We start from the raw sequence: 12,629 nt of genomic DNA, 5'->3' as shown, positions 1-12,629 counted from the left end.
CGGTCCGATATCCGCTCATCCGCAGGCGACTTGACCTGCCCCACCCTCGCCACACCACAACCAACGAGACACCGACCACAAAGTCACCGGCATTGGCCCTAGCCGGTGCTGAGGGCGAGGGTCGGGGAGAGGCGGGAGGCCCGGACGGCGGGGTAGAGGCCTGCCGCCGTACCGATGAGCAAGGTGGCGGCGAAGCCTCCGGTGACGGCCCACAAGGGGACCACCCAGGGCAGGCCGCCCGAGGCGGCGAAGGCGTAGGTGGCGGCCGAGCCCAGGGCCACGCCGGCCAGCCCGCCCAGTCCGGAGAGCAGGAGGGACTCCGTCACGAACTGGAGACGGATCTGGCCCCTGGTGGCGCCCAGGGAGCGGCGCAGTCCGATCTCGTGGCGCCTCTCCAGTACCGAGATGATCATCGTGTTGGCGACCCCGACGCCGCCGACCAGGAGCGCCACACCGCCCAGCCCGAGCAGGAGGTCGGTGAACGCCCCCTCGGTGGCGGCCTTGGCCTGGAGCGCCGAGGAGGGGTCGGTGACCTGCACGTTGCGCGGGTTCTGCGGATCGACGGTGCGTGGGATCAGCTCGCGGACCGCGCTGACCGTTCGATCCGTCGACCGTTCGTAGATCTGGGTCGGGTGGCCGTCGAAGCCCAGCAGCGCGCCGGCGCCGTCCCAGCCGACCAGGGCGGCCCGCTCGATCTCGGGAGCCAGCGGCAGCGGGTCGAGGATGCCGATGACGGTGAAGTACCGGCCGCCGATGTGGACCTGCTGACCGGGGGTGGTGATGCCCAGGCGCTGGGCCGCGACGTGTCCGAGCACCGTCGACGGGTAGCGCCCGTTGGCCTCGTTGAGCCAGGTGCCCGAGCCGACCGCGCCGCGCACGACGTCCAGCAGTCCTTCGGTGGCGGCCTTCACGGTGATGCCGCCGGTTTCGTCGTCGGGGATCTTCTCACTGCGCCTGACGGACTGGGCCAGGTCACCGGTCGCGCCGACCTGCTCGACCCCGGGGACGCGACTCAGCATGCCGATCGACTCCTTGGGCAGCTTCACCTTCTCTCCGAACAGCCCCTGGCCAGGGGAGGCGACCAGCAAGTTGGTGCCCAACTGGTCGAGCTGCCGCAGGAGTTGGGCCTTGCTGGAGGAGGAGATGCCGACCACCGCGATCATGGTGGCGATACCGATGGCGATGCCCAGCGCGGACAGCACCACCCGCAGTGGCCGGGTGCGCAGGCCCGCCGAGCCGACGTGGAGGACGTCACGGGGGCCGAGCCGGGCCGGGGAGAGCCGTGTGCGGCTCATCGCTCCCCACCCCGATCGGCCGGGTCGGCGGCGCCGGTGCGCAGATCCGCTACGACGCGGCCGTCGCGGATACGGACCTGGCGTGGCAGGCTGTCGGCGATCTCGCCGTCGTGGGTGATCACCGCGATGGTGGCACCCTCGGCGTTGAGGTCGTGCAGCAGCTCCATCACCGCTTCGCTCGAGGCGGAGTCCAGCGCGCCGGTCGGCTCGTCGGCCAGCAGCAGGTCAGGCTCGCCGACCACCGCCCGGGCGATGGCCACCCGCTGCCGCTGGCCGCCCGACAGCTCGTGCGGACGGTGGTGCATGCGGTCCGCGAGCCCGACCCGCTCCAGGGCCAGGGCCGCGCGCCTGCGGCGCTGGGCGCGCGGCAGGCCCGAGTAGAGCAGGCCCTCGGCGACGTTGTCCCGGGCGCTGACCCCGGCCACCAGGTGGAAGGACTGGAAGACGAAGCCGATGTGCCGGGCGCGCAGGGCGGACAGCCGGCGGTCGGAGAGGGCGGCGACGTCGTGGCCCGCCAGGGTGACGGATCCGGCGCTGGGCCGGTCCAGGGTGCCGACGATGTGCAGCAGGGTGGACTTGCCCGACCCCGAAGGCCCGACGATGGCGAGCAGTTCGCCGCGTCCGATGCGCAGGTCCACCCCGTGCAGTGCCACGACCCCGCCCGGATACTCCTTGGTGACCTGGTTCAGCTCGACCACCGCGCTCATGACTTGGGCACCCCGACCTTCATTCCCTCGGCCAGGCCGGTCCCGCTGACCTCGACCCGGCCCTGTCCGAACATGCCGAGCTCGACCGGGACTTCGCGCACCTTCCCGCTCTCCACGACCTGGACGCCGAAGCCCCCGCCGGACAGCGCGAGCAGTGCGTTGACCGGTACCGTCAGCACGTCCTTGCGGACCTCGCCTTCGAGCTCGACGGTGACCGGCGCCTGGTCGAAGCCCTCCGCCTGCCCCGGGTCGTCGAAGAGCACCCGGGCGGTGATCTTGGCGGGCTTGTCCGGGGAGCCCTGCTCCTTGCCGTCCTCACCGATGGTGCGGTCGACGGAGGCGACCTTGCCCTTGGCCCTGCCGCCGCCGGGCAGGTCGACCTCGACCCGGGTACCGGGCTTGGCGAGGTCGGCCCGGGAGACCTCGATCTTGATCTGCACCTGCCGTTCGGAGCCGGTGGTGGTGAGGACCGGCTTGCCGGGAGCGGCCTGGTCGCCGACGGCCGCATCGTTCTTCTTGATCCGTACCGGAGCGGGCGAGAAGGCGATCTGCTCGGGGCCGATCTCGCCGGTCCGGGCCAGACCGCGGGCCTTCTGCCAGCGCTTGACCGCTTCCGCGGTGCCGGGGGTGAACTCCTCGTCCGCAGCCAGCCCCTTGCCGTAGCCCAAGTCGCGGAGGTTCTCCTTCAGCTGTCTGACGTCCGGCCCCTTGTCGCCGGCCTTCAGCGTCCGGTACACGGGGCGCTCGCCCTCCATGAGCCGGACCTTCCGGCCGTCGACCTCGTAGAGAACCCCGTCGCGTTTCACGACCGCGCCGGCCTCCGGGAGCCAGGTGAGGGTGCCCGGCACACCGGCGTTGAGCCGGCGCTCCTCGGTGTAGCCGAGGGTCCCGTCCACCTGGGTCCGGCTGCTCAGGTCCTGTCGTTCCACCGAGCCCGTGCTCGGCGGCAGCCCGTCCGTGCGGTCCGTACCGGCGCTTCCGCCGCCGCCGGTCTGCGAGAGGGCCGTGACCCCGCCCACCAGCGTGACCGAGGTGACCAGCGCGGCGATCAGGCACGTTCGGCGGCTCCGCCCGCGCTCACTCCGCATGCTGACCACTGCACGCCTTGTTCGCCTTGTCGAACCTGTCCTTCTCGGCGCCCTCCGGGATCTTCATCGCCTGTCCCGATATCGCCGAGTCGCCGTCGAACTTCGGGTCCGGCATATCCACACCGTTACTGCGCATGCACTGGGCGAATTCGAGGGCCTTGTCCTTGTCGGCCTGGGACATCTTCGCGCCGCCCGAGCCACCGACGCCCCCGCAGGCCTTGAGGGCTTCCGCCATCTTGTCCTGCCCGCCCTCGAGGACCAGGCCCCGCGGGTCCTGGCCCGGCTCCGGCTCCTTCACCTGGGCGCCGTGCTCGCGCAGGCACTTACGGTGCTCGTAGGCCTGGTCCGCCGCCGCGCCCTTGCCCGACGAGTCCGAGCCGCCGCCCCCTCCGGAGCCCGCGACGCCTCCGCCACAGGCCGCGGTGAACAGCGCCATCCCCGCCAGCAGCACGGCCGCCGCGCCGTACCTGTGGTTCCGCATGTGGTTCCGCATGGAATTCCTCCGTGTCCGATTGCGAGTGACCGACCACGCAGAGGCTGGCACGCACCCGCATTTCGCCGCTGTCAGCCGAGACCTTTACGGCGACGAAAGGTGGTTTTCAGGTACACCTGATGTCATGCGTGTACTGATCGTGGAGGACGAGGAATTCCTGGCGGACATGATCGCCGAGGGACTGCGGCGCGACGCCCTGGCCGTCGACGTCGTGTACAACGGCGCCGACGCGCTGGAACGGCTGAGCCTCACCGACTACGACGTGCTCGTGCTCGACCGCGACCTGCCCGGAGCACACGGCGACGAGGTGTGCCAGAGCGTCGTCGAGCAGCGGTTGCTGACCCGGGTGCTGATGCTCACCGCCGCCGGTACCGTCCGCGACCGCGTCGACGGCCTGGACCTGGGCGCGGACGACTACCTCACGAAGCCGTTCGCCTACGAGGAGCTGCTGGCCCGGGTACTGGCCCTCGGCCGCCGCACCCACCCCGCCCTTCCGCCGGTCATCGAGCGTGCGGGCATCACCCTCGACACCGCTCGCCGCCAGGCCTTCCGGGAGGGCCGCTACCTTGCCCTGTCCCGCAAGGAGTTCGGCGTACTGGAGGTGCTGATGCAGGCCGAGGGCGCCGTGGTCAGCGGTGAGGACCTGATCGAGCAGGTGTGGGAGCGGAACATGGGATACCGCACCAACGCGGTTCGGGTCGCCCTCAGCAAACTCCGCGCCAAGCTCGGCGAGCCCTCGGTCATCGACACCGTGCCCGGCCACGGCTACCGCATCGGCGTCCCGGCATGAGGCGCTCCGCTCCGGTCGGCCCGAACCGCCTTCCGCTGCCCGGCAGACCACGCCCGCGGCTGCCGGGCGGGGAGCGGGGCCGGCTGACCATGCTCTACGGCGGGCTGCTCGTCCTCGCCGGGGCCATGCTCATCTGCCTGGTCAACTTCCTGGTCCGGGAGGGTCTGTACACCTCGATCAGCACGGCCGTCGCCGTCGAACCGCGACTGGCCACACTGGCGACCCCGGGCGCCACCTCGGCGGGGACCCTCACAGTGGGAACCGCTTCACCCGCAAACGCTCCACCCGGAACCGCCCCCGCCGACGGCGGACAGTCCCACTTCCAGGCTGTCAAGGTCGTCACCCAGGCCGCCGAGCAGGCCGCCCAGAACCAGCTGCTGACCGTCTCCCTGATCGCTCTGGCGGCCTTCGCCGTCATCTCGGTGGCGCTGGCCTGGTGGATGTCGGGACGGGTGCTGCGCCCGGTAGCGGTGATCACCAACACGGCGCGGCGGCTCTCGGGTGAGAACCTGCACGAGCGGATCGCCCTCGACGCACCCCCGGGCGAGCTCAAACAGCTCGCCGACACCTTCGACGCCATGCTCGACCGCATGGAGCAGCTGGTGGGTGCGCAGCAGCGGTTCGCAGCCAACGCCGCACACGAACTGCGGACGCCGATCGCGGTGCAGCGGGCCGCGGCCGAAATCGGGCTGGCCACCGAGGACCCGGCCGCCGTCGCCCGGGTCCGCCGCAAACTGATAGAGGTCTCCGAGAGCAGCGAACGGCTCATCGAGGGCCTGCTGTTGCTGTCCGTCTCCGACCAGAGGCTGGACCGCCGCGAACCGGTCGCACTGGACCAGCTGGCCCGCGCGGTGGCCGCCGAGTGCGCCGCCTCGGAGGAAGCCCGAGCGAACCGCGTCACCGTCCGATCCGACATCGCCCCCGTGTCCGTCGAGGGTGATCCGGTGCTGCTGGCACACCTGGTGCGCAACCTGGTCGGCAACGCCCTGCGCTACAACCACGACGGCGGCCGGGTCGAGGTCGGCGTGCGCGACGGTGTCCTGGAGGTCGGCAACACCGGCCCCCAGGTGCCGCCGGAGACGGTCCCCTATCTCTTCGAGCCCTTCCGCCGCCTTCAGGAGCGTCGACACGGCCCGCGTGAGGGCGCGGGCCTGGGCCTGTCCATCGTCGCCTCCATCGCGCGCGCCCATCACGCCGCCGTCACCGCCGTCCCCGGCAGCACGGGCGGACTGCGGGTCCGGGTCGAATTCCCCACGGCCTGACCCGGCTGTTGGGGCGCCTGTACGTTCTCCGAACAGTGCCCACACCGAAGGGCCTGCGCACCTTCAGGGCTGTGACCGCAGGGGTTCACCGAGTTGCTGCGTGCCTGTCCTGGCCGGAGCTCCAGGGCAGGGACAGTCCGGCGACGGCGGCGTTCTCGTCGTACCGGAGCCCCTGGGCGAACGCCCGGATGGCCGGCAGGTCGTCGCGCAAGACACCGTTGATCCAGTCGGGCCGTTCGTGGCCACGGAGGCCGGTCATCATGCCGGCGAAACCACGGACGTGGCCGGTGGTGGCCTTCAGCCGTGGTGCCGAGGTCGAGCGCGACCAGCCGAACGCCGCTCGCGGTCTTCGGCCCCCCTTCGAGGACGTCCCAGCCGAGCTGGACGAGCCGGGTCTCCACCGCCAGGGAGTGTGTGGCCTTGTCGAAGTCCATTCATCCGGCACCCAGGCCCGTGACGGAGGCGGAGTCTTGTTGACGGGCCTCTGGTGTTCCGGTGTGACGCCGCTAACATGACAGTCCCTCATGTTCTCGTCAGGAGGCTGTCATGCCCGACCGCTTCGACCTGCCGGCGGACTTCCGCTGGGGTGCCGCCACCGCCGCCTACCAGATCGAGGGGGCGGTGGACGAGGACGGCCGCGGGCCGTCCGTCTGGGACACCTTCGCCGCCCGCCCCGGGGCCGTCCGGGACGGGCACACAGGGGCGGTGGCCTGCGACCACTACCACCGGTACCCCGAGGACATCGCCCTGATGAAGGGCCTCGGGCTGGACGGCTACCGCTTCTCCGTCTCCTGGCCCCGAGCGGGACCAGCTCGGCCAGCCTCCAGTACGACGCGACCGGCAACACCACGTCCATCACCGACGTGTCCGGTACCACGGCCCTCACCTGGGACGGCGAGGACAAGCTCACCTCCTACCAGAAGGCCGGGAGCGCGGGACCGACCACCTATCTCTACGACGCCTCGGGCAACCAGCTCATCCGCCGGGACCCGGGCAGGATCACCATCACGCTCGGCAACGAGGAACTGGTCTACGACACGACCGTCGGCTCCGCCAACGCGGTCACGGGTGTCCGCTACTACCCGATTCCCGGTGGCATCACCTTGGTCCGCCAGGGCGGGAAGTCGACCTACCAGATCGCCGACCACCACGGCACCGGCGTCCTCGCCCTCGACGGCGCCACGCTGGCCGAGACCCGGCGGCTGAGCGATCCCTTCGGAAAGCCCCGCGGCAACCAGCCCACCACCTGGGCCGGCTCGCGAGGCTTCGTCGGCGGCACCAAGGACGACGCCACCGGCCTCACCAACCTCGGTGCCCGGGAGTACCAGCCCGGCACCGGCCGGTTCCTCAACCCCGACCCGGTCATCGACCCCAACTCCCCCCAGCAGTGGGACGCCTACGCCTACTCCGGCAACGATCCGGTCAACAGCAGTGACCCGAGCGGCCTGTGCCGTGCTGACCAGTGCGGCATCGGCACTCCGATCGGCGGGACCGGCACCGGGCCGGACAACCCGCTGCGGGTCGTCACCGAGGGGCCGATCGACCCCAGTGACCCCGGTAGCGGATACATCCACCACGGAGTGGTGACCAAGCCCCCGACCCCGGCTCCCAAGGGCTCGGTGTCGGCCGACGTACTGAGCAAGGTTCCGAAGAAGCGTCTGGACAACTTCAAGGAAGCGGTCCATATGATCATGGAGGAGAGCCCGAAGACCTGGAACGTCCCGGGAACACCCGCGTACCAGGCGATCGAGGAGCGGGCCAGGCACATGGTGCTCGGCGATCTCACCCTCGAGGAACTGTGGGACGCCGCCAAGGGCCAGCTCGCGGGCATGATCGTCGGCCTGGTGGGGGCGGCACTCTGCCCCGAGACATGGGGCGCGGGCTGCCTCGCGATGGTGGGCGCGGCATCGGGCATGGCCGCCCAATGCGTCGAGGACTGCAAAGACACGCAGAAGATGATCCTGAGCGCGGTCGCCGGTGCCGCCATGGGGTACGCCGGCGGAAAGCTCGGGGAGGGCTTCGGCGGCGCCGGGTGCAGCTTCTCCCCGGACACCCAGGTCCTGCTCGGCGACGGAAGCACCAAGGACATCGCGAGCGTCGGGCCGGGCGATGAAGTCCGGACCGGTGATGGGGAAACCGGAGCACCAGCCGGAAGTGACACGGTCCGCGCACTGTGGATCAACCACGACAAGGACCTCCTCGACGTCACGGTCTCGGACGCGCACGGGAATCAGGCCGTTCTCCGCACGACGGCGAATCACCCCTTCTGGGACGACACGGCCGGCGCCTGGGTGCCGGCCGGCAAGCTCGAGCCCGGCCACCACCTGTCCACGCCCGACGGATCGACGGCGGTCGTCGCGAGTCTCGACCCGGAACCCGGTGTCGCCGACCGCTTCAACCTCACGGTCGATGACCACCACACGTACTATGTGCTGGCCGGAAACACACCAGTCCTCGTTCACAACAGCAACTGCAATCTCTTTAATGGGGGTGGCTGGCAACACGTGCTGGATGAGCACGTAGATGGAAGTCCAGGAGTGGCGCAAGGAAACACAACTTTCTCCAATTATGCGGATCTGGATGAAATTGGAGAGTTGATTGAGGACACTGCAAAAACGCCAGGGCGGCCAAATACTCCCGATGCAGCCGGGCGTCCTCGCGACGGAACAATTCACACACACGATTTCGGCTGCCCTGTTGGATCTCAGGGTGAAACTAGCGTCGAAGTTGTCCTCAATCCAGACGGATCCCTACGTACCGCCTATCCAAGGTGATGGCAATGGAACAATTTTCTCTGCATTGGAAGATGGTACGGGCCGGCTCGGCCGACCTCGTTCTACGCTTTCCGCGAGAGACTATCGAAGTACACACCACATACATTGGAGATGGTCTCGGTTCTGTGGTGCAGGCGGCCATCGACCTCCGACTGGGGTCAAGCTCGGCAATGGCCTTCCTTCCCGCCGAGCCCGCGGGTACCTTCCTGTTCCTTACGGGAGCAGACGAAGAGGCGTACTTGCAGGTCGTCCAATTCGCGGACATGGAATCAGAGTCCCGCCGCTGGAGCGGTGGCAGTCTGCGATGGTGCGGTCGGGTTGACGTCCGTGCATTTATTCGCAGCGTGGTGGTCATGGCTGACGACGTGCTGGTTCGATGCGGCAGCACTGCCGAATATTCAAAGGCGTGGGGTGGAATCACCTTCCCGATTCATGAACTGGAGACCCTCCGGCAAGGGGCGTGATCCTTGTACGCTCAGCAGCTAGGTCTGAGAAGGGTCTCCGAGTGGGTGTTCTGAGAGAGTTCGGCATGCAATTGACGCTGCGGTAGCGCTGCCCAGTTTCTAGATGTCGTGAGTGCAAATCTGAAGGCCCATCAGGCATTGCCTGGTGGGCCTTCAGCGGATCTTGACGGCAGTAGTTGACGGCAACGTCAGCGGACGGGTGCTGCACAAAGCGGCGGTTCGTCGCCGTCGTCGGGTCGAGTGGCGGTCTCGTCGGGGTTGCGAAGGGCGTTGCCGAGGAGGTCTATGGCGTCGCGCTGGAGGCGGAGTCGGACGTGGGCGTACACCGTGGCCGTAACGCCGATGCGGGCATGGCCGAGGAGCTCCTTGATCACGACGAGCTCGACACCCTGCTCCAGGAGGAGCGTCGCCGCCGAGTGCCGAAGATCATGGAAGCGGATGCGGCGGAGCCTGGCCCGGCGGAGCAGGGCGGTGAAGTGCCGGGTGAGGGTGGCTCCCTCGATCGGGCAACCGTCAGGCCGGGTGAAGACGTAGCCGCTGTCCTTCCAGCCCGCTCCCGCCGTTTCCCGTTCCTGGCGCTGCTGGTCGCGGTGCTGTTCGAGTGAGCGCAGGCATGGCGTGGGCAGGGCGATGCGCCGCTCGGAACTCTGGGTCTTGGTGGGCAGGGCGGTCAGGCCGCTGGAGTTGGTGCGCTGGAGGGTGCGGCGGATGCTGGCGGTTCCGCCGGCCAGGTCGAGGTCTTCCCAGCGCAGGCCGAGCAGTTCGCCTTTGCGGAGCCCGGTGCGGAGGGCGAGTTCGAACAGGGCGTGCAGGCGGTGGCCGTGGGTGGCGGCGAGGAACGCCCGGGCTTCCTGGGTGGTGAGGGGTTCGAAGCGGCGGGGTCGGGGTGTGCCCATGCGGACGTTGCGGGCGACGTTGCGCGGGATCTCCTCTTCTCGGACGGCGTGTTCCAGTGCGGACTTGAGGACGGAGTGGACGTAGGCCAAGGTCAGCGGGGACAGTCGCTTGGAACAGCACTTGCCGACGGCGCAGCACTGGGGCTGGTCGCGGGCGGCGTCGAGGCCGCGTGCGCAGCACTGGCAGGTGGTGCGGAGTTGGTCGAGCCAGGTACGGACGTCCTTGACGGTGAGTTTGGCGAGCTTCTTCCGGCCGAGGCCGGGGATGAGGTAGAGGCGGGCGCAGGCGGTGTAGCGAGTGTGGGTGTTCTCGCGGAGGCGGTGGACGGCGACGGTCTCCAGCCAGTAGGTGAGGAACGCGGCGACGCTGCCCTGCGCGGACGCGGTGGGCACTCCGCGGTTGCTGGCGGCGATCTTCTCGGTGAGCTTGGCGAGGGCCTCCTTGCGGGTGCTGCCGTAGACGTGGACGCGCTTGCGGGTGTCGCCGACGGCCAGGACGTAGCCGGCGGCTTCCCAGCGTCCGTCCTTGCGCTGGTAGACGGTGCCGTCACCGTTGGCGCGGACCCTGCGAGAACTGGTGCTGGCGCTGGGGCCGGGGTTGGTTTCGGAGCTGGTCATCAGGCTGCCTCTGCGAGTTGGTGGTGGACGAGGGCGGTCAGGGCGTGGGCGGGGATGCGGCGGGCGCGGCCGATGGTGATCGAGGCGAGCCGCCGAGTGCGGATGAGGTCGTAGACGGTGGAGCGGCTGATTTTCAGGCGGGCCATGACCTCGGGAACGGTGAGGAGTTCGGTCTCGGCGGTCACGCGTTCGCCCCCGTCTGGACGGCGGTGGTCAGCGGGTCGGTGGTGTGACCGGCCGGGTCACCGGCGCGCCGCGCCTGCCGGGGGCGGCTCGGTTGCTCGGTCCGGGGGCGCGGTTTGGTGGACAGGAGGTCGGCGAGGTGGGCGAGTTCGGGCAGGAGGCCGGTTCCGGCGTACTGCCAGTGCGAGATCACCAGAGTCGTGTCCGCGCCGCCGGATCGCCCGTCCTTCGCGCGGTGACCTGCGCGGTGACCGGGGCCGGGGTCGGTGTGGCCGGCGGTCAGGTCAGCGCGGTCCTCGCGGTCACTGTGCCGGTCAGTGACCGGCTGGCCCTCACCGGTCGGTTCCTGACCGGCGTGTCGGCCAACAGCTGCCGGGTCGAGCGGCGTCGAGGCAGAGGTGGCGTCGTCTTGGCGGGTGCGCCAGGCGGTGCGTTCGGCGCGGAGGTGGGTGAGGGTGGTGGAGTAGCGGCGGGTGCGGGTGGAGAAGTGCCCTCGGAAGCCGAGCATGTGGGCCCACTGGCGCAGGCGGAGGTGGGTGGGTGTGCTGGGGTTGGGCGCCGAGGTGCCAGGCGGTGTGGATCATGCGGCGGGCGTGGTCGGTGAGGTCGTACTGGGCGAGTTCGGCCAGCAGACGCAGTCGGCGGTCGAGGGTGCCGGTGGTGGTCTCAGCTCCCTTGGTGGCGTACTTGGCGATGTAGGCGGCGACGTGCCGGTCGGCGACGGGGCCGTCGCCGGTGAAGTCGGTGCCGCGTATCGCGCGGACGTCGATCTGCCGCCCGAACCGGAACACCGAGGGCTCCGGCGACTGTGCCCGATCGCCCTCCCCAGCCCCGGAGAGGTGCTGGACGCGGGTGCGCTTGGCAGCGTCGCGGTCAAGGAGCCCCGTGGTGGCCCAGGTGGGTGGGGTGCTGGTGGGGCCGGTGGGTCCGTCGATGCGGATGACGGTGTGGAAGTGGATCTGGCCGCGCTTTTGGTATTCGGCGACTTTGGCGTAGGAGAGCGTGGCGTGGTGGCGCAGGGTGCGCTGGGTCAGTCCGGCGGCCTTGGCGATCTCGCGGCGCAGGTGGGTGGCGAAGCGGGCCCACAGGGCCGGGGCGTGGGCGTTCCACAGCACCGCGCCGGTGTAGTCGTACCGCTGCGGGTTCAGCGGGGTGCCGAGGAGCGGGTCGCCGTCGTCGTGCCGGGCGCCACAGGTGCAGGGGGCGGCACCGGGTTGGTTGTGGACGGGGCCGAAGCCGGGGGCGGTGAGGGTGGCGAAGACGCGGGGTGGGTGGCGACGGTGGTGGGGACGGTCTTGCCGCCGCGTAGTCCGGCGGCGATGAGCTGGTAGGTGTCGTAGCGGTAGAGGGTGGAGCAGGCGGGGCAGCGGGTGGTGCGGCGGTTGCCGCAGCGCACCAGGAGTTCGCCGGCGGGCAAGTGGCGGGTGTCGGGATGGTCGAGGATCTGGCCGGTGGCGGTGTCCAGGCGGGTGCGGTGTCCGGTCATGCGGATCGGGCGGGCGCAGCCGCCCAGTGAGCCGATCTGCCGGGCCAGGGGTGCGAGGTATCCGGCGGCGGCGAGTTTGGCCAGCCTGGCGGTCAGCCGCGCCCGGCGTTCCAGCGCCGAGTTCCTGTTCGCGGACGTGTCGGCGTTGGTGGTGAGAGCCGGTGCGGCGAACGCCGTGCTGGCGGGAGTGGAGGTGGTCGCGGGGGTGGGGAGTTGAAGCTGCGCGGACATGGGGACAGACCTCCGGCAGGAGTCGGGAGAAGAGGAGTGGCGATTGAGGGGCGACCGGGGTGGTCGGCGCACGTGGGCACGGTGCGCGTGACGGCGGGCGCGGATGGTGGGCCGGGGACGTCTGGCCTGGTCAGCGGTGGTGTTCACCAGCGGTGCGTGAAGGTAGCATCGCTTCAAGCGCGCATTCAAGTGCATCCCTCCTCATCCATTTCGGTGGCCGGTGGGGACGCGAGTACTGTGGCCCCGGTCTTCCGTTTTGGACGGGCCGGATTTCGGTGGTAGTAGCGCAGAGAAGGCGGGGTGACCTGCAGTGACGGTGGGGCGGCGGGGGCGCAGACCGGC

At 70.0% G+C, this 12,629-nt stretch carries 12 protein-coding genes and 2 pseudogenes; 5 read left to right on the top strand and 9 right to left on the bottom strand.

Going from position 1 to position 12,629, the window contains the following annotated elements; genetic code table 11:
* Positions 1 to 98 precede the first annotated feature (98 nt).
* From ACIQIB_RS15395 to ACIQIB_RS15380, 4 genes are read right to left on the bottom strand one after another with little or no spacing between them, the layout of a single operon-like run.
* Entirely contained in the window at positions 99 to 1,295 is a 1,197-nt protein-coding gene (locus ACIQIB_RS15395) for an ABC transporter permease (protein WP_400651573.1), read from the bottom strand.
* Complete coding sequence (locus tag ACIQIB_RS15390; protein ID WP_363606298.1) at positions 1,292 to 2,002, bottom strand: ABC transporter ATP-binding protein; 711 nt, start codon at positions 2,000 to 2,002, stop codon at positions 1,292 to 1,294. The genes ACIQIB_RS15395 and ACIQIB_RS15390 overlap by 4 nt, the downstream gene beginning before the upstream one ends.
* Complete coding sequence (locus ACIQIB_RS15385) at positions 1,999 to 3,090, bottom strand: efflux RND transporter periplasmic adaptor subunit (RefSeq protein ID WP_400758329.1); 1,092 nt, start codon at positions 3,088 to 3,090, stop codon at positions 1,999 to 2,001. The genes ACIQIB_RS15390 and ACIQIB_RS15385 overlap by 4 nt, the downstream gene beginning before the upstream one ends.
* Positions 3,080 to 3,583 carry a hypothetical protein gene (locus ACIQIB_RS15380; protein WP_363606296.1) on the bottom strand — a complete coding sequence of 168 codons (504 nt, stop codon included), beginning with the start codon at positions 3,581 to 3,583 and terminating at the stop codon, positions 3,080 to 3,082. Before ACIQIB_RS15380 ends, ACIQIB_RS15385 begins: the two co-directional genes overlap by 11 nt.
* 124 nt (positions 3,584 to 3,707) lie before the next feature.
* On the opposite strand from ACIQIB_RS15380, the gene ACIQIB_RS15375 reads away from it, so the two are divergent.
* Together ACIQIB_RS15375 and ACIQIB_RS15370 are read left to right on the top strand one after the other, a co-directional pair.
* Positions 3,708 to 4,373, top strand: coding sequence for a response regulator transcription factor (locus tag ACIQIB_RS15375; RefSeq protein WP_363606295.1), 666 nt, complete (start codon positions 3,708 to 3,710; stop codon positions 4,371 to 4,373).
* The gene (locus ACIQIB_RS15370; RefSeq protein WP_400758326.1) at positions 4,370 to 5,635 is read left to right on the top strand and encodes a sensor histidine kinase; all 1,266 of its coding nucleotides are present in this window, start codon (positions 4,370 to 4,372) and stop codon (positions 5,633 to 5,635) included. The genes ACIQIB_RS15375 and ACIQIB_RS15370 overlap by 4 nt, the downstream gene beginning before the upstream one ends.
* An 85-nt stretch (positions 5,636 to 5,720) precedes the next feature.
* On the opposite strand, the gene ACIQIB_RS15365 is transcribed toward ACIQIB_RS15370, so the two are convergent.
* On the bottom strand, positions 5,721 to 5,897 hold the full coding sequence (locus ACIQIB_RS15365) for a hypothetical protein (protein WP_400758324.1): 177 nt from the start codon (positions 5,895 to 5,897) through the stop codon (positions 5,721 to 5,723).
* A 284-nt stretch (positions 5,898 to 6,181) separates the two neighbouring features.
* Between ACIQIB_RS15365 and ACIQIB_RS15360 the strand changes: the two are divergent.
* The 3 genes and pseudogenes from ACIQIB_RS15360 to ACIQIB_RS15350 all read left to right on the top strand — a co-directional run.
* A pseudogene (locus ACIQIB_RS15360) lies at positions 6,182 to 6,445 on the top strand (family 1 glycosylhydrolase); the annotation flags it as partial.
* Positions 6,446 to 6,498: 53 nt separating this feature from the next.
* On the top strand, positions 6,499 to 8,409 hold the full coding sequence (locus tag ACIQIB_RS15355; RefSeq protein WP_400758322.1) for a polymorphic toxin-type HINT domain-containing protein: 1,911 nt from the start codon (positions 6,499 to 6,501) through the stop codon (positions 8,407 to 8,409).
* Positions 8,410 to 8,414: 5 nt separating this feature from the next.
* Positions 8,415 to 8,873, top strand: coding sequence for a hypothetical protein (locus tag ACIQIB_RS15350; RefSeq protein WP_400758320.1), 459 nt, complete (start codon positions 8,415 to 8,417; stop codon positions 8,871 to 8,873).
* A gap of 188 nt (positions 8,874 to 9,061) precedes the next feature.
* Here the strand turns inward: ACIQIB_RS15350 and ACIQIB_RS15345 are convergent, their stop codons facing one another.
* From ACIQIB_RS15345 to ACIQIB_RS15330, 4 genes and pseudogenes are all read right to left on the bottom strand, one after another.
* A complete protein-coding gene (locus ACIQIB_RS15345; protein ID WP_400758318.1) occupies positions 9,062 to 10,387 on the bottom strand; it encodes a tyrosine-type recombinase/integrase in 1,326 nt (441 codons plus the stop codon).
* Entirely contained in the window at positions 10,387 to 10,572 is a 186-nt protein-coding gene (locus ACIQIB_RS15340) for a helix-turn-helix domain-containing protein (protein WP_400758316.1), read from the bottom strand. Before ACIQIB_RS15340 ends, ACIQIB_RS15345 begins: the two co-directional genes overlap by 1 nt.
* The gene (locus tag ACIQIB_RS15335) at positions 10,569 to 10,763 is read right to left on the bottom strand and encodes a hypothetical protein (protein WP_400758336.1); all 195 of its coding nucleotides are present in this window, start codon (positions 10,761 to 10,763) and stop codon (positions 10,569 to 10,571) included. Before ACIQIB_RS15335 ends, ACIQIB_RS15340 begins: the two co-directional genes overlap by 4 nt.
* 6 nt (positions 10,764 to 10,769) lie before the next feature.
* Positions 10,770 to 12,056, bottom strand: a pseudogene (locus ACIQIB_RS15330) (replication initiator); the annotation flags it as partial.
* Positions 12,057 to 12,629 lie beyond the last annotated feature (573 nt).

The organism is Kitasatospora sp. NPDC092286, from assembly GCF_044755565.1.
GTDB lineage: Bacteria > Actinomycetota > Actinomycetes > Streptomycetales > Streptomycetaceae > Kitasatospora.
Note: the sequence above shows the minus strand (reverse complement) of the source record. Positions and strands in the feature narration are given on the sequence as shown.